Source organism: Pseudomonas spelaei, from assembly GCF_009724245.1.
GTDB classification, from domain to species: Bacteria; Pseudomonadota; Gammaproteobacteria; order Pseudomonadales; family Pseudomonadaceae; genus Aquipseudomonas; species Aquipseudomonas spelaei.
On record NZ_WNNK01000032.1, the window covers coordinates 24,568 to 48,183 of the forward strand.

The 23,616-nt window shown below is 56.7% G+C and carries 21 protein-coding genes; 2 read left to right on the forward strand and 19 right to left on the reverse strand.

What is annotated here, in order from left to right; translation table 11 throughout:
* Window position 1: 1 nt before the first annotated feature.
* From GNF76_RS26165 to GNF76_RS26260, 19 genes are all read right to left on the reverse strand, one after another.
* Window positions 2–1,024 carry an ABC transporter permease gene (locus tag GNF76_RS26165; protein WP_155585960.1) on the reverse strand — a complete coding sequence of 341 codons (1,023 nt, stop codon included), beginning with the start codon at window positions 1,022–1,024 and terminating at the stop codon, window positions 2–4.
* Window positions 1,024–2,094: a microcin C ABC transporter permease YejB gene (locus GNF76_RS26170; RefSeq protein WP_155585961.1), complete on the reverse strand. Its 1,071-nt coding sequence runs from the start codon at window positions 2,092–2,094 to the stop codon at window positions 1,024–1,026. The genes GNF76_RS26165 and GNF76_RS26170 overlap by 1 nt, the downstream gene beginning before the upstream one ends.
* A gap of 1 nt (window position 2,095) precedes the next feature.
* A complete protein-coding gene (locus GNF76_RS26175) occupies window positions 2,096–3,970 on the reverse strand; it encodes an extracellular solute-binding protein (RefSeq protein ID WP_155585962.1) in 1,875 nt (624 codons plus the stop codon).
* A 141-nt stretch (window positions 3,971–4,111) separates the two neighbouring features.
* The gene (locus GNF76_RS26180; RefSeq protein WP_155585963.1) at window positions 4,112–6,817 is read right to left on the reverse strand and encodes a TonB-dependent receptor; all 2,706 of its coding nucleotides are present in this window, start codon (window positions 6,815–6,817) and stop codon (window positions 4,112–4,114) included.
* 215 nt (window positions 6,818–7,032) lie between these two features.
* Complete coding sequence (locus GNF76_RS26185; RefSeq protein ID WP_155585964.1) at window positions 7,033–7,434, reverse strand: ExbD/TolR family protein; 402 nt, start codon at window positions 7,432–7,434, stop codon at window positions 7,033–7,035.
* The gene (locus tag GNF76_RS26190; protein WP_155585965.1) at window positions 7,434–8,138 is read right to left on the reverse strand and encodes a MotA/TolQ/ExbB proton channel family protein; all 705 of its coding nucleotides are present in this window, start codon (window positions 8,136–8,138) and stop codon (window positions 7,434–7,436) included. Before GNF76_RS26190 ends, GNF76_RS26185 begins: the two co-directional genes overlap by 1 nt.
* A 62-nt stretch (window positions 8,139–8,200) precedes the next feature.
* Complete coding sequence (locus GNF76_RS26195) at window positions 8,201–9,001, reverse strand: energy transducer TonB (protein ID WP_155585966.1); 801 nt, start codon at window positions 8,999–9,001, stop codon at window positions 8,201–8,203.
* Between the two features lie 486 nt (window positions 9,002–9,487).
* Window positions 9,488–10,822 carry a TldD/PmbA family protein gene (locus GNF76_RS26200; protein ID WP_155585967.1) on the reverse strand — a complete coding sequence of 445 codons (1,335 nt, stop codon included), beginning with the start codon at window positions 10,820–10,822 and terminating at the stop codon, window positions 9,488–9,490.
* Window positions 10,822–12,222: a TldD/PmbA family protein gene (locus GNF76_RS26205; RefSeq protein ID WP_155585980.1), complete on the reverse strand. Its 1,401-nt coding sequence runs from the start codon at window positions 12,220–12,222 to the stop codon at window positions 10,822–10,824. The genes GNF76_RS26200 and GNF76_RS26205 overlap by 1 nt, the downstream gene beginning before the upstream one ends.
* Before the next feature lie 202 nt (window positions 12,223–12,424).
* Entirely contained in the window at window positions 12,425–14,239 is a 1,815-nt protein-coding gene (locus tag GNF76_RS26210; RefSeq protein WP_155585968.1) for an ABC transporter ATP-binding protein, read from the reverse strand.
* 1,281 nt (window positions 14,240–15,520) lie between these two features.
* The gene (locus tag GNF76_RS26220; protein WP_155585969.1) at window positions 15,521–15,994 is read right to left on the reverse strand and encodes a hypothetical protein; all 474 of its coding nucleotides are present in this window, start codon (window positions 15,992–15,994) and stop codon (window positions 15,521–15,523) included.
* Between the two features lie 41 nt (window positions 15,995–16,035).
* Window positions 16,036–16,791 carry a TIGR03747 family integrating conjugative element membrane protein gene (locus tag GNF76_RS26225; protein ID WP_155585970.1) on the reverse strand — a complete coding sequence of 252 codons (756 nt, stop codon included), beginning with the start codon at window positions 16,789–16,791 and terminating at the stop codon, window positions 16,036–16,038.
* An 18-nt stretch (window positions 16,792–16,809) separates the two neighbouring features.
* On the reverse strand, window positions 16,810–19,026 hold the full coding sequence (traD, locus tag GNF76_RS26230) for a type IV conjugative transfer system coupling protein TraD (protein WP_155585971.1): 2,217 nt from the start codon (window positions 19,024–19,026) through the stop codon (window positions 16,810–16,812).
* Between the two features lie 3 nt (window positions 19,027–19,029).
* Window positions 19,030–19,440 carry an HNH endonuclease gene (locus tag GNF76_RS26235; RefSeq protein ID WP_155585972.1) on the reverse strand — a complete coding sequence of 137 codons (411 nt, stop codon included), beginning with the start codon at window positions 19,438–19,440 and terminating at the stop codon, window positions 19,030–19,032.
* Window positions 19,427–19,672 carry a hypothetical protein gene (locus GNF76_RS26240; RefSeq protein ID WP_155585973.1) on the reverse strand — a complete coding sequence of 82 codons (246 nt, stop codon included), beginning with the start codon at window positions 19,670–19,672 and terminating at the stop codon, window positions 19,427–19,429. Before GNF76_RS26240 ends, GNF76_RS26235 begins: the two co-directional genes overlap by 14 nt.
* A gap of 19 nt (window positions 19,673–19,691) precedes the next feature.
* Window positions 19,692–20,195, reverse strand: coding sequence for an integrating conjugative element protein (locus GNF76_RS26245; RefSeq protein WP_155585974.1), 504 nt, complete (start codon window positions 20,193–20,195; stop codon window positions 19,692–19,694).
* A complete protein-coding gene (locus tag GNF76_RS26250) occupies window positions 20,192–20,749 on the reverse strand; it encodes a lysozyme family protein (protein WP_155585975.1) in 558 nt (185 codons plus the stop codon). Before GNF76_RS26250 ends, GNF76_RS26245 begins: the two co-directional genes overlap by 4 nt.
* Complete coding sequence (locus tag GNF76_RS26255; protein ID WP_155585976.1) at window positions 20,734–21,510, reverse strand: TIGR03759 family integrating conjugative element protein; 777 nt, start codon at window positions 21,508–21,510, stop codon at window positions 20,734–20,736. Before GNF76_RS26255 ends, GNF76_RS26250 begins: the two co-directional genes overlap by 16 nt.
* An 8-nt stretch (window positions 21,511–21,518) precedes the next feature.
* Window positions 21,519–22,229 (reverse strand): methyl-accepting chemotaxis protein, encoded by a 711-nt coding sequence (locus GNF76_RS26260; RefSeq protein ID WP_155585977.1) that lies wholly within the window; start codon window positions 22,227–22,229, stop codon window positions 21,519–21,521.
* Between the two features lie 358 nt (window positions 22,230–22,587).
* Between GNF76_RS26260 and GNF76_RS26265 the strand changes: the two genes are divergently transcribed.
* Together GNF76_RS26265 and GNF76_RS26270 are read left to right on the forward strand one after the other, a co-directional pair.
* Window positions 22,588–22,806: a hypothetical protein gene (locus GNF76_RS26265; RefSeq protein WP_155585981.1), complete on the forward strand. Its 219-nt coding sequence runs from the start codon at window positions 22,588–22,590 to the stop codon at window positions 22,804–22,806.
* 173 nt (window positions 22,807–22,979) lie between these two features.
* Complete coding sequence (locus tag GNF76_RS26270; RefSeq protein ID WP_155585978.1) at window positions 22,980–23,189, forward strand: hypothetical protein; 210 nt, start codon at window positions 22,980–22,982, stop codon at window positions 23,187–23,189.
* The last annotated feature ends 427 nt before the right edge of the window (window positions 23,190–23,616 follow it).

Here is a 23,616-nt window from a genome sequence, read left to right on the forward strand (position 1 = left end):
TTTAACTCCGGGGATCAAAAGCATCACGGCAGGCTTCGCCGATAAACACCAGCAGCGACAAAATCAACGCCAGGGCACAGAACGCCGTCAGGCCCAGCCAGGGCGCTTGCAGGTTACGCTTGGCCTGGCCGATTAACTCGCCCAGCGAGGCGGTGCCCGGCGGCATACCGAAGCCGAGGAAGTCCAGGGCGGTGAGGGTGGAAATCGCGCCGGTTAGGATGAAGGGCAGGTAGGTCAGGGTCGAGGTCATGGCGTTGGGCAGAATGTGCCGGCGCATCAGGGCATAGTCGGTGAGGCCCAGTGCCCTTGCGGCCTTGACGTATTCCAGGCTGCGCCCGCGCAGGAACTCGGCGCGCACCACGTCTACCAGTGCCAGCCAGCTGAACAGCGCCATGATCCCTAGCAACCACCAGAAATTCGGCGCAACAAACCCCGACAGAATGATCAACAGGTATAGCACCGGCAGCCCGGCCCAAACCTCTTGTACGCGCTGGCCGATCAGGTCCACCAACCCGCCATAAAATCCCTGCAAGGCCCCGGCGGTAATCCCCACGAGGGCGCTGACGACGGTAAGGATCAAGGCGAACAGGATCGAAATCCGTGCGCCGAAAATCACCCGTGCCAGCACGTCCCTGGCCTGTTCGTCGGTGCCCAGCCAATTCTGGGCAGTGGGTGGGCTTGGAGAAGGTTCAGCCAGGTCGTAGTTGACCGTGTCGTAGCTGAACGGGATGGGCGCAAAGAGCATCCAGCCGCCTTGGACGGTGATCAGTTTGCGCACGTAGTCGCTGCTGTAGTCGGGTTCAAAGGGCAGTTCGCCGCCAAAATCGATCTCGGTGTATTCGGCGACTATCGGAAAGTACCAATGGTCTTTGTAGTGAATTGCCAGGGGCTTGTCGTTGGCGATCAGTTCACCGCTTAGGCACAGCACGAACAGGCCGATAAACAACCACAACGACCACCAACCACGGCGGTTGGCCCGGAAGTGGGCAAGGCGTCGACGGCCCAGAGGCGATAGGGTAAACATCAAGCAGTCCTCGCCGAGAAGTCGATACGGGGGTCGAGAAGGGTGTAGCAGAGGTCGCCGATCAGTTTGATCAGCAGTCCGAACAGGGTAAATAGAAACAGCGTGCCGAACACCACCGGGTAGTCCCGCGACACCGCCGCTTCGTAGCTCATGCGCCCGATGCCGTCGAGGTTGAAGATGGTCTCGATCAGTAGGGAGCCGGCAAAGAACACCTCGATCAGCGCCTGAGGAATCCCGGCCACCACCAGCAACATCGCGTTGCGCAGCACATGGCCGTACAGCACCCGCTGTTCGGTGAGGCCCTTGGCCCGCGCCGTCACTACGTACTGGCGGCTTATTTCGTTGAGGAAGCTGTTTTTGGTGAGAATGGTCAGGGTGGCAAAACCGCCGATCACCAGGGCGCTGACCGGCAGCACCATGTGCCACAGGTAGTCGCCGATCTTGCCGAAAAAGCCTAGGCTGGCGAAGTCATCCGAGACCAGCCCCTGGATCGGAAACCAACTCACATAACTACCACCGGCGAACACCACGACCAGTAAAATGGCAAACAGAAACGCTGGCATGGCATAGCCGATGATGATGGCGGTACTGGTCCACATGTCGAAGGCGCTGCCGTTGTGGATCGCCTTGCGAATGCCCAGCGGAATCGACACCAGGTAGGTGATCAGGGTGGCCCACATCCCCAGGGAAATTGTCACCGGCAGCTTTTGCAGGATCAGGTCGGTGACCTTGGCGCCGCGAAAGAAACTGCTGCCGAAATCCAGCTGTGCATAGTTCTTGAGCATCAGCCACAAGCGCTCATGCATGGGTTTGTCGAAACCGTAATGCTTAGTGATCTCTTCAATCAGCGCCGGGTCCAGGCCGCGACTGCTACGGCTGGCGCCAGCGTTGGTAGCGGACATTTCACCGCTGCCTCCACCCACGACCGCACCGCTGAAACCCTGCAAGCGTGCAATGGCCTGTTCTACCGGGCCACCGGGGGCGGCCTGCACGATCAGGAAGTTCACCACCAGGATGCACAGCAGGGTGGGGATAATCAGGAGTAAACGTCGACTGGTGTAATGCCACATCTCAATGACCCTCTGGCGGTGTGCCGACTTTGTTGAACGCTTCAGTGGTCAGCGCGGTCTTGCTGACTTCCCACCAGCTGTCCAGGCCTTCGTCAAATTTAGGCTCCAGGACCGGGCGGCCGAAACGGTTCAGGTACACCGTGGGGGTGCCCACCGAGTAGTAGTTGGGGATCATGTAGTAGCCCCATTGCAGCACTCGGTCGAGGGCGCGGGCGTAGTGCACCATCTCGTCGCGGCTGTTGGCCTGCACCAGCCCGTCGATCAGGCTGTCGACGGCCGGATCGCGTAGTATAAAGGCGTTGGAGGAGCCAACCTGGGTGGCACTGCGCGAGCCGTACATATCGTACATCTCGCGGCCCGGCGACACGATGGGCTGGCCGCCACGGGGGAACTGCACCACGATCATGTCGTAGTCGCGGGCGTTGACCCGGTTGATGTATTGCGCCGAGTCGATCTTGCGAATGTCCATGTTGATGCCGATCTGCGCCAGGGTGCGTTTGAACGGCAGGATCATACGGTCAAAGCCGCCTTGCCCATCGAGGAAGGTAAAGCTCATTTGTTGGCCTTGGTCGTTGACCAGCTTGTTGCCCTTGGGGTGCCAGCCTGCGGCCTTGAGCAACGCCAGCGCCTGCAATTGTTTATCTCGGATATAGCCGCTGCCGTCGGTCTTGGGCGCCTCGTATACATGGGTGAATACCTCGTCCGGGACCTTGCCGCGCAAGGGTTCAAGAATCTCCAGCTCGTGGGCATCGGGCAGTGCGGTGGCGGCCATTTCGCTTTTCGGAAAGTAGCTCTGCTGACGTACATAAAAATTGCGCATCATCTGTTTGTTGGTCCACTCAAAATCCCACAGCATGCTCAGAGCCTGGCGCACCCGGCGGTCCTGGAAAAACGGGTTGAGCAAGTTGAAAGCAAAGCCCTGGGCTGTGCCGGGTTTGTCCTTGGCGAATACGCTGCGTTGCAGGCGCCCGTCACTGAGGGCCGGGCCGTCATAGCCGATGCTGAAACTTGTGGCCGAAAATTCACGGTTATAGTCAAACGCGCCGGCCTTGATCAGTTGGCAGGCCACGTCGGTGTCGCTGTAGAAATTCACGGTTAAGCGGTCGAAGTTGTACAGCCCCTTGCTGACCGGCAAATCCTTGGCCCACCAGTTTTTGTTGCGCTCAAAACTGATGCTGCGCCCGGGGTCTACCTTGCTGACCGCATACGGACCGCTGCTCAGTGGTGGTTCAAAGCCGCCACCGGTGGTGAAATCGCGGGTCTTCCACCAGTGTTCCGGCAGAATGCGCATGCTCGCTATGTCCAGGGCCAGCGTGCGGTTTTGGTTGTTCTTGAAGTTAAAGCGGATTTGCAGCGGGCTCTCCACCACTATGTCTTTGACCTCGCCATAAAGCATGCGAAAACTCAGGCTGCCTTTGGTCATCAATGTGGTGTAGGTGAAGGCTACATCTTGCGCGGTGATCGGCGTGTCGTCCGCGAAACGCGCCTTGGGGTTCAGGTAGAAACGCACCCACATTCCGTCAGGGTCACGCTCCATCTTCTGCGCGATCAAGCCATACACCGTGTAGGGTTCGTCCAGTGAGCGAAACGCCAGCGGTGAATACACCCATTGATCAACCTGTACAACACCCGTGCCTTGGTCGATGTAGGGGACGATATAGTTGAATTGACCGATTTCCATTGCCGCCCGACTCAACGATCCGCCTTTGGGCGCGTTGGCATTGGTGTAATCGAAGTGTTGGAAGTTGTCCGGGTATTTTGGCGCTTCGCCATAGACCGTCATGGCTTGGCTGGGCGCGGCATTCACGCTGATGCATACGCAAGACAACGCGGGCACCAGCAAAAAACGCAGCAGGGGCAGGATTGACGAAAACATGATGGGATTTCCTTTTACCGCGTGTTGAACCATCGAGTGCCTGGAAAAATCCCCACTGCCTTGCGTGTCAAAAAGGCAATGGGGGTCTCGATCTCGCAATTGCACCGGTACGGGCAGAAGTGGATCCGCGCCGGTGATCACTCAGAAGTGGTAAGTGGCACGGGCAAAGAAAGTACGGCCCATTGGGTCGCTGTAACGAGGGTCGTAGCCGCTCTGGAAGTTGTAGGCTTGGTTCGAGAACGGAGGGTTGCGGTCAAACATGTTTTTGACCCCTACATCCAGGTCCACGGTTTTGTTGAAGGTGTACCCACCTGACATGTCCCAAAGGGCGTAAGACGCAACACGCGAATGGGTGTCTGGGTCTGCGTCGGCATAACCGCTGGTGAAGCGGTTGACCAGCGAGGCACGGTAAGCGCCCAGGTTCCAGGTGCCGCTCAGCACGTGTTTCCATCGCGCGATCATGCCGTCGTCTTTAAACGCGTCTACTTTGTCGGTATAGCTACCGCCGATCGTGGTCTGGTAGTCATATCGCGACACGTAAGTGCCTTGCAGGCCCAGGCCAAATTGCCCGTACGGAGTGTTCGGGAACTTGTAGTCCAGCGACACATCGACACCGCTGGTTTTGACTGCCCCCAGGTTGGCCAGACCCGTCTGCACGTAGTTGAGCGAGCCATCGGCATTGCGGATGAAGTGATCGGCGTAGGTATTTGGGTTGTCAAAGACCCTGGATTCCGGGAACTTTGCGATTTGGTTGGCGATGTGAATCCACCAGAAATCCAGGCCCATCGACAGGTTACGTACCGGCTGATAGACGAAGCCAACGGTCACGTTGCGCGCTTTTTCAGGTGACAGCGACGTGTTGCCACCCGTGCGGTTGTGAAATTGCTGACCGCAATCACGCCCGGCGTTGCCGCCAGCTTGCACTACACCGCCGGTACACAGGTTCGGATCGTTGTAGTTACCCTGGGTGTAGGTGGTGTATTGCGGGTTGTATAGCTCGTACAACGATGGCGCGCGGAAGCCTTCACTGTATGCGCCACGCACCACCAGTTCTTTGATCGGCTGGTAGCGGAACGAGTATTTCGGGTTGGTGGTGCTGCCAAAGTCGCTGTATTTGTCGTGACGCACAGCGGCTGACAATTCCAGGCTGTCGACTACGGGCACGTTCAGCTCGGTATACACCGCCTTGACGGTGCGGTCACCCTGGACGCTGCTGTTCGGGTCGACGCCCAAGCTGGAAATATCCGCAGTGAAGGCTTCGTAGCTTTGATGGAATTTCTCCTGACGGAACTCGCCACCAATTGCAAGGCCCGAAGCCCCGGCACCAAACCAGTCACCGACTTCGCGGCTCATCCGGCCATCAAGCCCGGTGACTCGGCCCACTGAGGAGGAGTACTGGCCATGGTACTGGTTGGCATCAATCAGCGCCTGCCCCGCCGCGTTCTGCGGACCAAACGGGTTGATGATGCCGTTAGCGATGCCATTGATCATGGCAGCGTCGCTGCCATAACCGCCGGTGATGCTGGAAATCACCTTGTTCTGGTTGTACGAGGTGCCAACGGTGTAGTCCCAGCCCTTGACTACTCCGTCGAAGCTCAGGGCCAAGCGTTGGCTGGTGTTCTGGTCTTTGGCGGCGCGTCCTCCGGCGGCTGTTTTACGCCAATTGACGTCGACCGGTTGCGTCGAGTCGAACGCGGGATTGGTGGACGCTGGGGTAATGCCCTTGCCAGGGAAATAAGGCGATGTCGGGTCCACGCTCAAACCGGTCAAGGTGGCGGGTGCGATCGAGGTGGCGTTGTTGTTGCGAGCGAAAAAATATTCGAGGTTGACGTTGTCATTGTCGGTCAGCTTGCCGGTGGCCTTGCCGAAGAACGAAGTCTTTTCGGTCTCGGGCAGCAAGTCGATGTAGTTGCGTGTATCGAAGCGGCATACGCCCTGGCGCGACACCAGGTTCGGCCCGTTGCAGTTGCCGCCCGACAGCGGGTTTGTGGTGACGCCGCCCTGGCTGTAGTTGGCCGGATAGGACGTGCCCGAGGTCTGGTCCAGGCCACGGCCCGGGGCGTAGTTGGTGGAGAAGGTGCGGTCCTTCCCATGGAGGGCGTTCTGCTTGTTGTAGCCCATCACAGCCATCAGGTTGAAGCGGTCCTGCTCCAGGTTGCCAAAGCCCCAACTGGCGCTCAAGTCCTTGCTGCCGCCGCCGCTGGCATCAGCGCCTTCGCCACCCAGGGACAAGGTGCCGTCGGTCATGGATTTCTTGGTGATGAAGTTGATCACCCCGCCGATCGCGTCAGTGCCGTACAAAGCCGATGCGCCATCGCGCAACACTTCAACACGGTCAATGGCGGCGAAAGGGATGGTGTTCAGGTCAACCGCCGAGCCGTCGATGGCATTGTTACCCAAGCGTCGGCCGTTGAGCAGTACCAGGGTTTTGTTGGCACCGATGCCGCGCATGTCGGCAAAACTAGCGCCACCGGTGGCATTGCCAACAGAGCTGGCCGAGTTGGTGATTGACTGGCTGCCGGTGACCCGCTGCAAGAGTTCGGCAGTTGTGGTCACGCCCTCATTGCGCAACTGATCGGTGCGCAGAATCGTGATGGGCACTGCAGTCTCTGCGTCGACCCGGCGAATCGCCGAGCCGGTCACTTCCACGCGATCTAATTGCGTGGTGGGCGCTGCTGCGGCTGCATCGGTACTCACGGTGGCCGAATCTTGCGCGACCGTAGCTTCGGCGGCCTGCAACTGACCTGCGCCCATCCCCATGGCCATCAGGTACAACGGTACAAAGCGGTGCCGCCGAACACTTGCGACGAGCGGTTTGAGGGTGAAACCTGAACTCTTCATCTGCATGGTTATTTCCGACTTTTTTAGACGTTTATTGGAATGGTCTTGTGAACCTTCATGACTCCGTTTGGGCTGTGTCGACCCGTGGTAAAACCCCTTTTTAAGCAAACCGTTCCCCTGCCAGGGCCAAACAACCCTGGCATGGCTTGGTACAGCGCGGTTACGCAGATCCTGCGGGAACGGGTGGGCATATGCTTCAGCAGGGGGCGTTGGGTTGAGAACTACCTCGCGGTCATCACCGAGAGTTTGGTGATGCCGGAGCGCTCAATGGAGGCCATCGCCTTGGCGACCTGGCCGTAATTGACCCCGGCGTCGGCCTGTAGCTGAACCCGCACTTCCGGGTCCTGGGCCTTGACGTCCTGCAGGCTTTTTTCCAGCTGATCGGGGGCCACTTCGTTCTTGGCCAGGAAAAACTTGCCATCCTGGTCGACGCTGACCACCACCGGGTCTTTCTTTTTCTCGGTAGCGACCGCATCGGTCTTGGGCAAGTTGATCTTGATGGCATTGGTCATCATCGGTGTGGTCACGATGAACACCACCAGCAGTACCAACATCACGTCCACCAAGGGGGTGACGTTCATTTCGCTGAGCACTTCGTCGCTGTCTTGGGTTGAGAAGGACATCAGCTTGCCTCCCGTACTGGCGAGCGCTTGCTGGAGATGGCCTGGCGATCGATGGCGAAGGCGCTGCGCTGGGCGAGGGCGTCGAAGTCATGGGCGAAGTCGTCCATGTTGGCGCTGGCCAGCTTCAGGCGTCGCAGGAAGAAGTTGTAGATCAGCACTGCCGGCACGGCGACGGCGATGCCTACACCGGTGGCTATCAGGGCATGGCCGATAGGTCCGGCGACGGTTTCCAGGCTGGCCGAACCGGTGGCGCCAATGGTTTGCAGGGCCTCCATTATCCCCCAGACCGTACCGAACAGGCCGATAAACGGCGCGGTGCTGCCGATACTGGCAAGAATGGCCTGGCCACTTTCCAGGGCGCGGCGTTCTTTCTGGATCTGCTGGCGCAGGTTGCGTTCCAGGCGGTCCGAACGGTTGATGGTATGGGCCAGTTGCTGGGTGGTGCGCGGCGTTTCATCGACAATCATCGCTTCAAAACCGCTGTTAGCGATGCGTGCGAGAGAACCGGGGTATTGGCTGGCGTGTTCGGCGGCGGTCAATAGGTCCGGGGCGCCCCAGAAGGCCTTGGTGAACTGGTTGTTCTGGGATTTCTGACACAGGTATTGCGACGACTTGATGAGCAACAAAGCCCAACTCACCACCGAAAACAGCACCAAGGCCCAAAGTACCCCTGGGACAATCATGGAAGACAGAGACTCGTTCATGGCTATACCTCGCACTGCAATTAAATAACGTGGTTAAAGATCAAGGTCGGCACCCGCCGGATTTATTCCGGCAACTTGAAACCGATGGTTTGTGTGGCAAACCCTTCAATAGGGGTGTCCCCGCGTTTGGCCGGGACAAACTTCCAGTTGCGTACCGCTTCCACAGCGGCGTCATCCAGGACTTGTTTGCCACTGGACTTGATGACTTCCACGGAGCCGGCGCGGCCGTTGGGCAGCACTTTGATCCGCAGGCCCACTGAGCCTTCCCAGTTGCGGCGCAAGGCCAGCGACGGGTATTCCGGTGGTGGGTTGCCCAGGCTGGCCAGGCCGGACACCGCTGCCGTTTCCTTGACCGGTCCAGGCGCTACTGCAGGCGCCACAGGTGTCGGTGTGACAGGGGCTGCAGGCGCAAGGGAGGCCTGTGGTATGGGCTTGGGCGGTTGCGGCTTTTGCACCGGTTTGGGCTTGACCACAGGCTTGGGTTTTTCGATGGGCTTGGGTTTCTCCACAGGCTTGGGTGGCGGTTCCTTCACCGCATCTTCATCTTCCTGGGTGGCGGTCGGTTCGGGCGGCGGTGGCGGTGGAGGTGGCTCCTCTACCGGCGGTGCCGGGCTGGTTAGTTCGACGGTCATTTCCGGGATCTCGGGCGGCGTCACCACCGGGGTCGCCTTAGGTTGCTGGAAAACCCACCAGGCACAGACGTGCAACAGCGCGACCACGCCGATCAACAACAGCATGTGCGGTTTGCTCAGCCCGCCCGGCTGCGAAGCGTTGGGCACATGTGGAATACGGGTCCACTGCTGCAGAGGCTCAGCACCGAGTAGAGAGGTGGGCCGCTCTATATGTTTTACCTCGTCACTCATTAAGAGTCCCCCGACTAAATAAAGGGCAATAAGGCTCCGTTCGCCCTTGCACGCATGGACGAGAACTATGTATTCAACGGCTATTGCAATGGAACCATTAAAAAGTGATGGCTCACTTGAGAAACGGCACTAGCCGCTCAGGTTGGGAACAATCATTGGAACTCCTTTTCGTTATCGGGACACCTCAAGTCGACGATGTACAAAGTTTGTTACTGTATGCATAGCAAGCGCTATGCCAACCTAATCGACCCAACCGCTGGGTAGGCGCTTCTTCATAATTGACCTGCCATCACTTGCCGCATAATCGGCAGTAAAGAGTTGTTGTGTTAATTATATTGCTTGTAATCGTGGCGTTACAGGTGGTGTTCGTGTTTGATAATTGCCTATGTTGTCCTACAATTCGGTTGTGTTCAGCGGCACTAATAACTTCGTGCACCAAACTAACTTCACATGGCCTGTTATTAGTGCGGCACTAAAATGCGCGTGTTATAAGGTCAGCGTCAGACCCTCCAACAGGGCGCCCGGGATCATATGGCTGCCCAGGTGTCGGCGCTCGTAGGTATCAGAGTCAATGCACAGCGCCTGTTCGCGGGTCAGCGCCAGCAGATGAGTGCCGAGAATGTCGTAGACCGAGTCATCAAAACGCATGGTTTCGATGGGGCCGACAATCCGACCGTTTTCGACCCAAAAGGTGGCGAAACGGGTCATGCCTGTCAGGCGCCCGGCGCCCACATCCGAGTAGTTCAAGTACCACAGGTTACTGATGTACAAGCCGGTGCCCAGTTCGCGCAACACCTCCTTGGTGGCCAGTTCGCCAGGGTCCATGACCAGTGAGTGCGGGATTTCCGCTTCCCCGGCGTCATTGGTCTGCAAACCGTATTCGGCGCCCGAGCGCGAATTAATCAATTGTCCTACGAGTTTGCCTGCCCCAATCAGTTCCACGTCCTGGGACGGCATGCCGTTATGCCCGAAACCCGGCTCGAAACCGGTGGATGCCTGTTGGCGTATGCTGACCAGAGGGGACAGCTGTTGCTTGCCCAGTTGCAACAGTTGCAGAGGGCTTTGGCGGGTGGCAAATGCCTTGGCCGAAAAACCGCTGTAACTGAGCATGCTCAGTACTTCATCCAATGCGGCGGGGGCCAGGTAGGCGCGGTATTGACCCGGCTTGAGGCTGACTCGTGGCTTTCCTAGGTGTTCCAGTTGCTCGCGGGCGTTGTGGAACAACTCCTTCAGTTCCACCACGTCCCATTGCGCCGAGCCATAAGTGGTCTTGACCGCCTCACCGCTGGTGTCGAACAGGCTCCAGTCAAATACGGTATTGGCGCATTGATGCCAGCCATGGGCGCCCCAACTGCTGGCGAATCCGCGATACAGTTTGCCGCCGGCATAAATGCCGACCATGTCCAGGCCTTGGCTCAAGTCGCAGATGGTGTCGATCACGTTTTGCATCTCAGGCACGCGGCCAGACACCTGGTGCTCGGATGTCCAGTTGTGGGTGTTAAGCAGTAAATACGGGTCAGCGGGCAACACATCCAGCAGGTCACGCAACTGTTGCAGGGTGTCTCCAAGTTGCACGGTATCGTGTTCAAACGCGCCGCTGAGGTTGATGCGTGCACTGGAATGGCGCTGGTTGCGGATCAAACGAACGGTCAATTCCATTTGCAGGACGGGGTAGGCCTGGCGCACTTTACCGTGGTTGAAGCGCACGAACTGGCTGTCTTCGGCCTCGTATCCCAGGGTGAAATGTTCGTCGGCGCCCAGTCGGCGTTTAAGCCATTGTTCCAGCGCATTGAATTCGCGGGCGAATAGACAAACGCTCATCAGATCTGACCTCCGAACACATCAATATGGCTGAACACACACGCCGGGGACGCATGACCCACAGTGATCGCCTGGTTGGGTTCACCTTTACCGCAGTTGGGGGTGCCCATTACTCTATACGTCGAGACATCGCCGACGGCGCGCAAGTTGCGCCAGAACTGAGATGAAATCCCGCGATAATTTGGGTTCTTGACCACACCGCCCAGCTCGCCGTTTTCGATCAACTGGCCCCATTCGCAGCCGAACTGGAACTTGTTGCGCGCATCATCGATCGACCACGATCGGTTGGTGGACATTAAAATTCCGTGCTCGATCCCGCCGATCAGTTGATGTATCGACTGATCGCCCGGCTCGATATTCAAGTTGGCCATGCGGTCAATCGGTGCGCGGTTCCAGTTGCAGGCACGGCTATTGGCAACGCCTGGCATTTCACTGCGAGCCTGGGACAAGGCACCGCCCATGGGCCGTCGCAGGATGCCCTGGTCGATCAGCAGGTGTTTTTCGGCCTTCAAGCCTTCATCGTCATGGCTGTAGCTGGCCAGTTCGCCGCTGACGTTGGGGTCGAAACTGACATTAAGCAGTTTGGAGCCATACTGGTAATGGCCAAACATGTCCGGTGTGACGAAGCTGGTGCCGGCATAGTTGCGCTCATCCCCGAGGATGCGATCCAGCTCAAGGGGGTGGCCGATAGATTCGTGGATTTGCAGGATCATCTGGTCCGGCATCAACAGTACGTCCCGCGGGCCCTGCGGGGTGTTGGGCGCCAGGAGCAGTTGCAAGGCCTCATCCGCAACGCGCCGGGCTTCGTCGATAAAACCAGATTCGGTGACAAGGCTCGCGCCGCCTTGCTGGGCAAGGTGATAGGTGCGATGCTGGCTTTCATGGCCATCAAACGCGGTCACCGCGAGCGCCGGGAACAGCTGTTGCTGGCTGCGCTGAATGTCGTTGCCCTGGTTATCCAGGTACAACTGTTGTTCATGCATCACTTGCAAACTGCTCGACCAATGTACCAGACGCGAGTCAGCGGGCACCCGCTGTGAGGTTTCCATCAACAGCGCCAGCCAGTCGGCGGTGTCGGGAACCGGCAGGTCCAGTTCGGGGGAGCGGTAATGGGCCTGGGTAGGTAGGTTTTGTGCGCGGGTGTAATTCAACAGGCCGCGACCGCGTAATGCTTTGGCGGTTTGACCGGCACGGTCGAGGGCGTAGCGTAATCCGGATTGGGTGATGTCGCTGGTAGCGGCGAAACCTTGCTGGCCATCAACTTGCACGCAGACCATCACCCCACATTCATTACTGATAGAGGGTGGCTCGATAATATTGCGGGTCACAACCAGCGATTGGGACTGTTGCTCAACCAGGCGTAATGAAAAAAAAACCGGAGAATGGCAGCACTGCTGCATAAATCGTCTAAGAGACGATTGGGCGGTACTCATCAATGTACTGTCCTTCTTAAGTTTACGATCACCCGGGATAAAGGTGGTCTTACAAGTTAATGAACAGGAGTAATGTTCATCGTGTTCGCCACCAAACAGTCAGTGGGTAGCGTATGGGGCGGTCGGGTAGATCTCATCTATTAATAGCGAGTCATTACGGAGTTTTCTATTAAGTGACCATCAAGTCATGATTTAGCTTGTCGGCTTCACTTAACGAACCGTCCGACTGGTGTTGCCACAAACGGTAATAAAGGCCTTTCAGTTCAAGTAACTGATGATGGCTGCCATCCTCAACAATCAAACCTTTCTCCATCACCACAATGCGGTCCAGATGCGCGATCGTCGACAAACGATGAGCTACGACCAGTACGGTCTTGTCCGCCATGATGTCGTCAAGGCTGTTTTGAATCAGGCTTTCGGTTTCCGAGTCTAGGCTGGCGGTGGCTTCGTCGAGTACCAGGATCGGCGCGTTCTTGAGCAAGGCGCGGGCAATCGCAATGCGTTGACGTTGGCCACCGGACAACTTGACCCCCCGCTCGCCGATCAAGGCGTCATAACCATCCTGCATATTCAGGATAAATTCATGAGCGTGGGCGCGCCTGGCTGCTTCCACAATTTGCGCTTCGTTGGCCTTTACGTCGCCATAGCCGATGTTTTCCCGCAGGGAGCGGTGGAACAGTCCAGGCTCCTGGGGGATCAGGCCGATCTGGCTGTGCAGCGATTGCTGGGTCATCTCCTTAACATCGGTGCCGTCGATTTCCACCTTGCCGGTTTGCGGGTCGTACGAGCGCAACAGCAGGTTGAGCAGGGTCGACTTGCCCGAGCCGGAAAGCCCGACGATGCCGACCCGCTGGCCAGGGCGAATGTTCAGGTTGAAGTGTTGGAAAATCGGCTTGTCAGGGCTGTAGGCGAAACCCACATCACGAAACTGAATCGAGCCTTTATGGATGTGGGCGGGCAGGGCGCTGGCCCGATCCGGCATTTCGTGGGGTGGCAGCAAGGTGTCGAGGCTGTTTTCGATATTGCCGATGTACTCGAAAAAATGCATGAACTGCATGCTCAGGAAGCTGCACTGGGCGACGATCATCAGCCCCAGCGTGGCCACCATCGCGAACTGCCCTACATCGATCTGGCCCCCATGCCACAAGAACAGCGCCAAGGCGACTAGGCCCACGCGCAGCACAATCGACAGGCTGTCTTGAAGCAGGCGGATCTTCTCCTGATAAAAAAACGAACGTTGCGCTGCCTGTTTTTCCCGGTTCTGGTAGCTGGTCAGATAGTCGAGCTCAAAGTCCTGGCGGGCGAACAGCCGGATGCTGCTCAAGTTGCTCACCGCGTCGACGATCTTGCCGGTGGTGACGCTGCGAGCCTTGGCATGTTCGGCAGCAAACCCCTGGGCCTTGCGCGACAGTAAAAACGCCAGCAGCGTGTAGGCCACGATCCACACCAACAAGCCCAGACCCAACCAAGGGGACGCCACTGTGAGCAAGGCCAGGCTGGTCAGCAGCACCACCAGGATTGGCAACATTTCCACCACCAGCGCCCAGGTGATTTCTAGCAAGCCAATGCTGCCCTCACCGATGCGATGGGCCAAGCTGCCGGCAAAATGCTCACCGAAATAACGTGCCGAATGGCGCTGCAAGTAGGCGAACAGCTCACGGATGATGCGAATTTTTTGCTGCGGCCGAACCATGATCATGCATAATGTCGCGCCACGTGCGCAGAGCATCTGGGCCACGGCCAACCCGAACAGCAACCCCAGTGCGGGCAGGCTGGCCTGTACAAGATCGGTATGCGCCCAGGCGCCCTCACTGACCGCACCGGTGATACGGCCGATGGCATAAGGCATCAAAGTGGCGAACAGAGCGGCGCCGATCTGCAACACGGTAATTGCCCAATACCAGCATGGATAAAGCCGTATGTAATGCCACACAAAGGCCCAGGGCCGATTGGGTGGAACGGTTACAGCGTTAACGTCTGACATAACTGGCCTTTTTTCAAAGCGAAGTAATCCACGTCGGCTACGCGGGAAGTCGCGACCGAGTGAGAGCACTCAAAGGGCGCATGCGTCTATCCAGCGCCGCTGCATAGGGAGGGCACGACGACGCAGCTCGAGCTATGTATCACGATGCCGGGAGGAGTATTCATCGTGTAGGGAGAGCGACACGAGGCGAGCGTGCGCGATGAAAGGCGGGGCGTTCTTTGCAGCATGCATACATCAGACATCGTTCTTACTCTTTTTAAATAGCCGAGCATTGACATGACTTTTGGTCAGTCTTTGCACTGAAGATGGGCGACGTTTACGTCCTTGCCTGCAATTGGTGCGGATTGTGCACTCTAAGATAAAATATTGTGCGCACATAAGAAATAGGATGGTTCTTATTTTAGTAACTCTGAGTTTCTTAAAAACTTGTTTTCCAGATAGTTTTGTTAGTTGTTGGTTTTTTTTTGCGCGCCAATCGCTGAACTTTTTGATGAGGAAACACATGTTTTTCGTCCATACTGAACACGCAGGAGGTGTAAGGAATTCGTAAGAAATGAATGACACCTAATGCAGGGCTACGTTCCGGAAGGACTTCAGATAAACCTGGCGCCAGAGATGCCAACCTTCTTGGGCTACCGCTGGTCATTTAAAAGATAGAACATCACCCCAACTGTCATGGTCGCGGCACCAGACAGTTTGTAGCCCGTTACTCCCTCCGTACCGGTACATCGACGGTGATGCTCCCTATTCTGCAGGTGGTCACCAGACACCAGCTCTTTTGCACTCGAATTATCCATAGAATTCAGCAGGATGGCGGCTCTACACAAGGAGTACAGATTGCTTTTTATCTGAGCTGATAACCACAAAGAGCTCGAAACCGCAGGTCATTTGCAGATAGCGTGAGCCCGTGGCAATGAAATACAAGCACGCACCGTCGAATGCATGCCCATTTGAAATTAATGTGCGCCAGAAATGCCGTTGAATGCGAGCCCACGTGTATTTTAAATACAAGGCGCTACACATACCCGATCAGCGTGGCGGTTTTGCCGGTGCCGGCGAAGGCCTGGACCAGCAGCTTGTCGGCAGTGGAATGGATGATGGGCTGCTGTTCATGAGTCCACTGCATGGGCAGCCTACTAACTGTTTGTAAGGAAAGGTCGATGAAGAAAATACATAAGCTGCTAGGTTACGTGCTTGTGTTAGCCGTTACCGTGTCATTACTTATCGGTGTAGTCTTTTGATGACTACACCGGAGTTGCGCACGGGGGGTCAACAAGGTAGTCAACCATTGGGGCCTTTGGTTGTCAGCCTGCTAATGATCGGTTTGCATATCGAGTAAGAAACGCTCGTGCTGAATGCAATCGCTGCCGCAGCGTATGTCAGTAGCACATAAAGAAATGCCACATTTTCAGACAGGCTGCTGTCATTAAGTGTATAGGCCATTTGCAGGCGAGGGCTCAGGAACAGAGAGACACAGGCAATGGCCAAGAGCGTAATAGGTAGAAGTTTTGGTCTTGTGCTCACAGCCAGGGTTTTGCTTTTTTTTATATGAGTCAGCCACACCGTGGCTATATACAGGGTCATGCTGTTCAAAAGGCCAGCGCCTGATAGTGCCCACCAGAAGTGGCTGTTCAACAAGGGCAGAATGATCACGAACTGCATCAGCTGGAGGATGAGCAGGGTGATCAATAAAGACAGGGTTAATGTGTGCTGGGTAGGCCGCTGTGAATACAAGGGGTGGGTAGGGGTTGTCATTACAATGCTCCGATAACGTAGGGCTGTGGGTCGGCTTGTACTTATAAATATTTCTTGAATGTGGACGTTGTGATGTAAATCGACACGCCCAATAACACCGCGCAGGGCAGCAGGATTAATAACGGACTGATGCTGATCGGAATGGCCAGGTAAACCGTCCAGGGCACGATGGTCAGCGGAATGATCGTTCCTCGCGCCTTGTGATACAGGTAGCTCGATTCGCGGCCGGAGCCAAATTTGCGCAGATCACGCTGCACCAGGCCATCTACCAGGCCTGTGAACGCGGCCAGTGCAAACAATGGGATTGTCAGTGTCAGGATGACCATCCGTACACAGAAGGTCAGTACGGTGTAGAGCGCCGCCAAACCGTAGTCCTGAAATTTGATCATCACCCGGCCGAGCTCATAGCGCAGGTTGAAGGTGCCTGCTTGTTGTGGCGATGTGGAGCGGGCGTGCTGGGTCAGTACGTTGACGTTGTCCAGCAGGCCAGTTTTCACCATCAACCAGTCGTAGACTGTGTGTGCGAGCCACGTCGCTGTGCGCCCGGGCTCTTTGATCACAACGCTTTGCAACAGGTCCTGGGACAGCCAGCTCAATTCGTGCTGGAACATCTGCTGGGCATGCTTCCAGCCAGCATCAGGCCAGAACACGTACATGCATATCCATTCCACAAGGACAGCGCCCAGTAGGGAGCCGAACATCACCCCCAAGAAATGAAAAGGCGTTGAAAACAGCAGGCCCAGGAAGGTTTTCTGCCCTTCCTGCTGCTGTTGAGCTTTTTCCGCAATATCGGCCATGGCCGTGCTCCTTCAGGCCTATGCGGCTTTTCCGTTGTTGGCCATCTGGCGGAAGTCGTCGACCAAGTCATCTGGAAGCGATTCACTCAAGGTTTGGTACCCTGGCGCTTGCCACCAATCGCTGGTGGTTCCGGATCCTTTGCGCATACCCTCGACCAAGGCTTGAAGATCCTTGGGCATGGCTTCGTCGGGATCACTCGCAGGCAAGGGCATACGAATCTTCCACAGGTTACCGCCCTCGATCAGCGCAAAGCATTGCCCCTTGGGCAGCGCCACTACGTGTGCCGGTTCGATCATCGGCACACTGACGCTTTGGATCTGGTCGTGGGTGTTGGATGTGAAAGCGGTCTTGCCGTTAATCGCATCATTGGCGCTGCTGGCCGGTGTGCTGGTAAACACTTGGACCTTTGGTAATTGGTTGGTTAGCAGCTCGGCTGTGGCGGTTTCGCGAACACGCAACATAAACAGGTTGTTGAAATTACCGATGACTTGGCCAGCCTTCGCACGGTTGCCGATTTTTGCCTCGATGTCGCTCATGGTCTGGGTATAGGCGGTGATCTGCATGCCGGCGCCGCCGCCCTTGTTGATCATGGGTATAAACTCATCACCCATGAGCTCGTTGAATTCGTCAGCGTGCACATTGATCGCTACCTTGGTGCCTGTAGCCCCGGGTAAACCGTCATCAATACCGAACTTGTAGATGTGGCCAGCGACTGAAACCAGGTCGCTGAACATGGAGTTGCCCACCGCCGCAGCCACCTCCGTATCGGACAAAGCATCCAGGCCGACATAGACCACCGCCCGTTTGCGGATGACCTGCATCCAGTCGAAGATGGGTCGTGGATCCTCAAGGTCCATGTAGTCAGGAGACAGCAGCTCTGCAATACGCCCCGTGGTCAGTTTTTCCAGCAGTGGTAGCAGGCTGGCCACGATCTTGTCGAAATAGGTTTTGTCATAACGCACTGCTGATCGCAGGCCCTCCATCACCGGGTCGGAGATGCGTTGCTGAGTAAGATACATGTCCAGGGCTATCACGCGCAGGGGGCGATCCTTCATGGCAAAACTGAGGTTCTTGCGATCGATCTTGCCTTCCACTTCAACGATGGTTTGCCAGGCCCTTGGATCATGTTCGGCAAAGTGCTTTTGGGCGTACTCAATGAACAGCGCATCGATGTTGGTCACATGCTTGAGAATTTGCTCATAGTCCGGTCTGCGTCCGAGGGCGACCAAGGCGCGTGCGATGATGTTGACGAAGCGCCAGGCAAACTCGCGGAACGCCGCTGAGTTGCCTTCCCCTGATAGTTGCCCGGCGATCCGGGTGGCCACTTCCGAGATCCGACCAAATCGGCCAACGGCGTTGTAGCGTGCTGAGTGGTCCGGCCAGCCCAGATGGAACACATAAAACTCATCCAGCCTGCCGGCACGTTTGCACTCGATGTACATGCGTTTCAGAAGGTCGGCATCGCCTTTTGGGTCAAAGACAATCACCACCTCGCGATCCAGGTTCATTTCTTCATTACGCTGGCTCCGATGAACAGGCTGCACGCGACGACCCACTGGAACGCGGCGTCGGGGACGCTTGCGGGTGCGTCTAATGTCCTGGGTGATAAACAGTTCGGCCAGACGGGTCTTGCCCACCCGCGTGGTGCCCAGCACCAGGGAGTGCCCAACCCGCTCACCCAATGGCAAGCTGACGTCACCTTCGTGCGGTTCTATACCGTGCAAGCGCGGTAATCCGCCAACGGGAGGAAGGGGGCGCGCTGGATTAATCGCGACGTCCCACGAGGTGGCCTTGGTCAGCAGCTTGAGCGGAAAGGGAGCGAACTCCAATCGCTCCTCGATGCGCCGCGCCAGGGCATAGATTGAGGTAGGCTCGACATACTCGGCGTACTTGGGGAGATAGGTGTCCATCAACCGCTGGGTATGTTTTTGAGTCCAGCGAAAACCTTTGCCGATGAACAGCCGCTCATTGCTGACCGGGATATCTCTGCTGGTCATGGTGTAGTGGGGCAGGCGTCGAATATTGCGGCGGTAACGCAACACCACTAGGGCCTGTTTCAGGCGAACAACCCCAAGGCCCAAAAAACCTGTAGCGGCGACCACCCCGAATAAAGGCGTCAGAGCAAACGCCCAAGGCGCGAAAATACAAAGCAGTGACGCAGCGACGCAAACACAAACTGTATAAAGTTCGACGGCAGGGCGTAGTAACGATTCAATGGTGTAGGCGCTGGCCATGTTTCACTTCCTATGATTGACAGGGCTTAGCGACCCCACCGTTTCGAAATGGAAAACAACAGGCTTGCCTGTCTCAACGATCAGCCCATAGGACTTGGCCAGGCGGTAAATGGGGTGGTAGCTGTTGAGGGAGTTGACGTGTCCGGCAATGCGCTCTCGCCAGACTTCCAGCGGCATCGCTGCCTTGCTCAAGTTGCACGGCACGCACGCGGGCATCATGTTGCCGATGGCGTGGTTCTCAGGCCGCCCCAAAACGATAGCGCCGGTGTACTGGCCGTTCACCTGTTCAGGTTCTCGCCATACTGCTTCCATGTGGTCCGCATGCCACCGGTCACCCAGCAGAACACTGCAGTATGCGCACCGACCCGCGAATTTAGCGTGAAGCTCGCAGCGTTGCTTCTTAGTCAGCTTCATGGGGCCGGGATCCTCCTTTGACTCGTGATGATGAATGGGTTAACTCTTGTCTCGCTCGCTCAACGTCCTCTGGCAGGCGCTCTTTTAGCCGCTGACATAGCGCCACCTCGTCACCTGGTGCGCGGGCGATGACGGTGCCGCCATAGAGCTTGGCGACATAGGTGACCTGCTCTAAAAGCAGTTGGCTTGCTCGCGGGTCATCCGGTTGCTTGATGACCAAGGTGATGTGCATAAGAGAGGCCATACCCAGGTTACTGCTGGATCGTTGTGGCAGTGATCAGCAGCGGGTAGTGCTTAATTCCCAGGCGCTGTGCAAGATCATTTGAAGGTGCCGGGACCATCTGAAGCCCACCCGCCCAACGTTGAATTTCGGCAAATCGTTCGGCGTTGGTCACGTTGACCACCAGACCTACCGCGTTCAACTGCTGCAGTAGCTCGTGGCGTTCTGATAACCAAGTTCGGGACCGCTCATCATCACCCACCAGAAACAGAGGCTGTAGGCCAGGGGCATTGATTACCCGACCTTGCACCCGACCGGGTGTCAGTTCGTCAGAGCGCACTGGGAACGAACCCAGTCCACGTACACCAATGTGTTCTGGTTGTGCCGGCTGCTCAATAGGTTCTGGAACCAAGTCCTGATAGTAGGGTAGGGCGGAAACACCGCCGCCATCCTCAACCACGATCAACGAACTGGCATGCGCCGCCATGGATGAAGCCAAGCACAGCAACATCACGAGATTCAGCAAGTTATTCATGGATTATTCGCCATCAGGTTGATGCCGGTGACACGGCTAAGGTGTTTGGCAAAGGCACGGCGATAGCGGGCGGCGGGTTCGCCCCCGGCCGGGCGGTGGTAGCGGCCAGCGGCCGTGATCCAGTCGCCGCCTTTGGCTTTTTGCTCTGCGAGGATCTGCGCGGTAACTGACAGGTTCTTGTATGGGTCCAGCCCTTCGCAGGGGTAGTTGTAACGGTGGCCATTGGCGCCGATGTTGGTTTGCCCAAGACCGACGTCAACCCGATTGGGGCCTGCGGTCTGAATGGCGATTAGCAGTGCCTTGCAGGCATCGCTGCGGGTTGCAAAACGGTAACCGGCGCCGGCGACGTTCAATGTCCAGGGCCAAGGCACGAGTTGGCCTCGAAGCCGGGTACCGCTTTCCTGCAGTGCGACGGAATACAACACTTCGGACGGAACGCCGGCAGGCAGGGCGATCAGTTGATAAGCCGGTGGTGGTACCTCGGCAGCGTTAGCAAGTGCAACGCTAAGCAGTAGGCCACCCACCAGCGCTGCTTGAACTACTGACGCTGCCATTGCCCATTCACCTCGCGTACCACTGCAGGCAGCTCGCCACCTAAGCCAAGGCCAAGCCAGCGGCCGCCATCATGATTCAGGGTTATCTGGCGATTGCGCACGCTGGTCGGTTCGACACCGGCCAGAATCGCCCAATGCCGGATCTTTTCGTCATCACCCTGGCTATCCACGAAGTACACGTCGAAGGATTGCTTTTGCCCCAGCAGTTCTCTAATGCGGGCAATGCATGCGGTACAGTTGTCTTGTACGAAGATCGCCAGCCGACCATCCCCCTTCAGAGAAGGCTGCAGAGGAAGAGAGGCCGGAGAGGTCGGGTTGGATGAAATCTGGATGACTTTTTCATTGGGGTAGAGGCGAGCGAACGCTTGGTCATAGGCCCATTGATAAGCCAGTTCTTTATCAACACGCTGTCGCTCGGCATGCACTTGCAGCTCGGCATAGCGCCTACGTTCTTCGGCCGATTGTGCTTCGATGCCAAGCGCAGCCAACGGATCCAGACCTGGCGAATAGAGCCCACGCGGCCCCTGCATCACCGTTTGATACCGGGTCCATTCTTGGGGGGTTAAGCCCCACTCGCGGGCAAGCTCCGTTTGATTGGGACCTTGGGTAGTATTTTGGATTTCGCTGTGATACGTACTGATGGCGGAGGTCGTGGGTGCCGCCTGACAACCAAAGGCAAATAAAAGTGCTGCCCAGCTTGCTATGCATCGTGAAGGGCTCGTCGAGCTTGGTTTTTTGGGTGCGGAGAATGGGATGTACATAGTGGCTCCTATTGCGCGACGGTTACGGTTTGTGGTGTTCCGCTCACATCAAAGCGTGCGGATCTGCCGTCCAGCGCATTGAGGCGCCAGGCTGTCCCCACCACCGAGTCACCCGGGCGAATCAAATAGATTTGGCTCAGCTGCGTGCTTCCAGGGGGAGCTACGGACAAAAAGCGTTCTCCACCACGGTATTCGATGCCTAAAACGGTAAAGGGCGGGGCCTGCGGAAAAACGGCGGTGCTACTGGGCTTTTGGGGAGGAAGAGGTTTGCGGGCAATGATCGTTGGTTTTGGAGCCGCTGCGGGGGCTTGTTTGATTTGAGATTGACTCAGTTCGAGAAGCCGATTGTCGAACGCTTCCAGACTGGCTTGAAGTACTACCAGCTCGCCGGTAGTTGCGGCATTTCGAGCAAGTTCTTGCACTGTTTCGGCCGCTTGCTTTGCATAAGTCTGCGCTGCATCGATCCGGTTCGACAGCGCTTGCTGGCCGGAGCGGAAGTCTTCGTTGGGCACTAAATTTTTGCTGTCGACCGCATCCAGCCTTTCGTCGACCTTGGTAAATCGTGCTAACAACGTATCAAGCGAATCCTTGTCAGCGGTAGCGGTCAGGCTGACGCTCAGCTTGGAAAGCTGATAATGCTCATAACCCAGGACTCCTGCCACGATGGTAAGGCAGAAGCTGAGTATCACAGTGGTTCGAGTGGGGCGTGATAGGTTCATGGGCGTCCTCGCGCGAAAGCGAAGACACCCTCTCAAACCGGCTTGTTAAGTGCAGCAGGAAATAGGTTTTCCAGGGGAGGAGGTTTTTTGTGAGTCACTGAGAAGTACCAGAAACTGGCAGGCAAAACTGCGGAAGGGATTTGTTGACGCTGATTCTTTTTCGACTCCCCACCTGCCGGAATTTCATTGAACCACCTCAGACGTCAAAAAGTGTTGCTGCTGACCGGATGGGTGGGGCTCTGTTCCTTCATGCCCTTTTCACCGTCAAGAGATTATGGTCTCCCTACTCTCCGGCGGGCCCATGGTGGATTTTTCTTCGTCTGCTAACCTGATGACCTATTCGAAAGGAATCGACGCCATGCCAAACCAATACGTGCTTCCCGATATGCTCGAAAAAATCTACGAAAACCAACTAGCCCTTGAAGCAGCGCTGATGGAGTTGACCTTAGAAGTCGAGCGCCAAGGAGCAGGTGTCGCCGGGGAGAACGTTCGTGGAGCCTTGCACACAATCGGTGAAAATGCTGGGCATATAAAGCAAAGCCTGGCAAAGCTCAGAGCAGACTCTAGCTACAAGTGACAGACACGCTGCTACCTGTAACAATTTTATTACGTTTCGTCGTCATTCTATTGATTGCGTCTCATTAGCAGCGCAAAATTCTGCCGCTGATGGAACAGTGCTATACGAAAAGGCTGACGCTCTACAGCCCCAAATCCCCCCAGCTATGAGCCCCTTCTCGCCGGTCTCCAGCCATGCGACATGAAGATGTCATTCCCCCAGTACTTAAAGCACTCAACGAAAACCAGCTGGCACTGGTCGCTGCCATCGAAGAGTTAACCAAATGGGTAGGCGATCGGGGTTCCGTGGACACCGTCAGGAATGTGCACGGAGCCTTAGAAATGCTCGCTTATAACCAGGCGTCCATTGATATGAGTATCGCCTTAATGATGAGGCAGGACTAAAAATGCTCAGTGGCAGCACCTAACTTTCACACGCAGGAGTACACTTTTCCCGCTGGGAACTTACTCCCCCTTCGACCCAGCATTAGCCCGCGCATGCGGGCTTCTCTTTGATGTATTCAGTATGGGCGTAATTTTCGGGTGGAAGTCTCGCCGTAAGACGCCCTCTCAAAGCGGTTTGTCAAGTGCAGCAGGAGATAGGTTTTCCTGGGGGTATGGTTTCCCGACAATGGCTTCCCATACAAATTTTTGGACATAAAAAACCCAGCCTGAGAGCTGGGTTTATCCCGTATTGCCTTGCAATCCTAGCAAGGTCGCATCCATGCCCGGCCATGTGCAACGCGGGATTTGATTCTGCGTGCATCTGACGGAATGGGCAAGCAGCACCAACAATGTTGCGAACACAAAACACCCCGCGATTGGCGGGGGT

What these genes read in the sequence shown, in the direction of transcription:
- GNF76_RS26240 (WP_155585973.1), bottom strand. Translation starts at nt 19,672, where the DNA reads ATGCACATCACCTTGGTCATCAAGCAACCGGATGACCCGCGAGCAAGC.
- GNF76_RS26235 (WP_155585972.1), bottom strand. Translation starts at nt 19,440, where the DNA reads ATGAAGCTGACTAAGAAGCAACGCTGCGAGCTTCACGCTAAATTCGCG.
- GNF76_RS26225 (WP_155585970.1), bottom strand. Translation starts at nt 16,791, where the DNA reads ATGGCCGATATTGCGGAAAAAGCTCAACAGCAGCAGGAAGGGCAGAAA.
- traD (WP_155585971.1), bottom strand. Translation starts at nt 19,026, where the DNA reads ATGGCCAGCGCCTACACCATTGAATCGTTACTACGCCCTGCCGTCGAA.
- GNF76_RS26220 (WP_155585969.1), bottom strand. Translation starts at nt 15,994, where the DNA reads ATGACAACCCCTACCCACCCCTTGTATTCACAGCGGCCTACCCAGCAC.
- GNF76_RS26255 (WP_155585976.1), bottom strand. Translation starts at nt 21,510, where the DNA reads ATGTACATCCCATTCTCCGCACCCAAAAAACCAAGCTCGACGAGCCCT.
- GNF76_RS26195 (WP_155585966.1), bottom strand. Translation starts at nt 9,001, where the DNA reads ATGAGTGACGAGGTAAAACATATAGAGCGGCCCACCTCTCTACTCGGT.
- GNF76_RS26190 (WP_155585965.1), bottom strand. Translation starts at nt 8,138, where the DNA reads ATGAACGAGTCTCTGTCTTCCATGATTGTCCCAGGGGTACTTTGGGCC.
- GNF76_RS26200 (WP_155585967.1), bottom strand. Translation starts at nt 10,822, where the DNA reads ATGAGCGTTTGTCTATTCGCCCGCGAATTCAATGCGCTGGAACAATGG.
- GNF76_RS26205 (WP_155585980.1), bottom strand. Translation starts at nt 12,222, where the DNA reads ATGCAGCAGTGCTGCCATTCTCCGGTTTTTTTTTCATTACGCCTGGTT.
- GNF76_RS26165 (WP_155585960.1), bottom strand. Translation starts at nt 1,024, where the DNA reads ATGTTTACCCTATCGCCTCTGGGCCGTCGACGCCTTGCCCACTTCCGG.
- GNF76_RS26210 (WP_155585968.1), bottom strand. Translation starts at nt 14,239, where the DNA reads ATGTCAGACGTTAACGCTGTAACCGTTCCACCCAATCGGCCCTGGGCC.
- GNF76_RS26180 (WP_155585963.1), bottom strand. Translation starts at nt 6,817, where the DNA reads ATGCAGATGAAGAGTTCAGGTTTCACCCTCAAACCGCTCGTCGCAAGT.
- GNF76_RS26170 (WP_155585961.1), bottom strand. Translation starts at nt 2,094, where the DNA reads ATGTGGCATTACACCAGTCGACGTTTACTCCTGATTATCCCCACCCTG.
- GNF76_RS26265 (WP_155585981.1), top strand. Translation starts at nt 22,588, where the DNA reads ATGCCAAACCAATACGTGCTTCCCGATATGCTCGAAAAAATCTACGAA.
- GNF76_RS26260 (WP_155585977.1), bottom strand. Translation starts at nt 22,229, where the DNA reads ATGAACCTATCACGCCCCACTCGAACCACTGTGATACTCAGCTTCTGC.
- GNF76_RS26250 (WP_155585975.1), bottom strand. Translation starts at nt 20,749, where the DNA reads ATGGCAGCGTCAGTAGTTCAAGCAGCGCTGGTGGGTGGCCTACTGCTT.
- GNF76_RS26185 (WP_155585964.1), bottom strand. Translation starts at nt 7,434, where the DNA reads ATGTCCTTCTCAACCCAAGACAGCGACGAAGTGCTCAGCGAAATGAAC.
- GNF76_RS26175 (WP_155585962.1), bottom strand. Translation starts at nt 3,970, where the DNA reads ATGTTTTCGTCAATCCTGCCCCTGCTGCGTTTTTTGCTGGTGCCCGCG.
- GNF76_RS26270 (WP_155585978.1), top strand. Translation starts at nt 22,980, where the DNA reads ATGCGACATGAAGATGTCATTCCCCCAGTACTTAAAGCACTCAACGAA.
- GNF76_RS26245 (WP_155585974.1), bottom strand. Translation starts at nt 20,195, where the DNA reads ATGAATAACTTGCTGAATCTCGTGATGTTGCTGTGCTTGGCTTCATCC.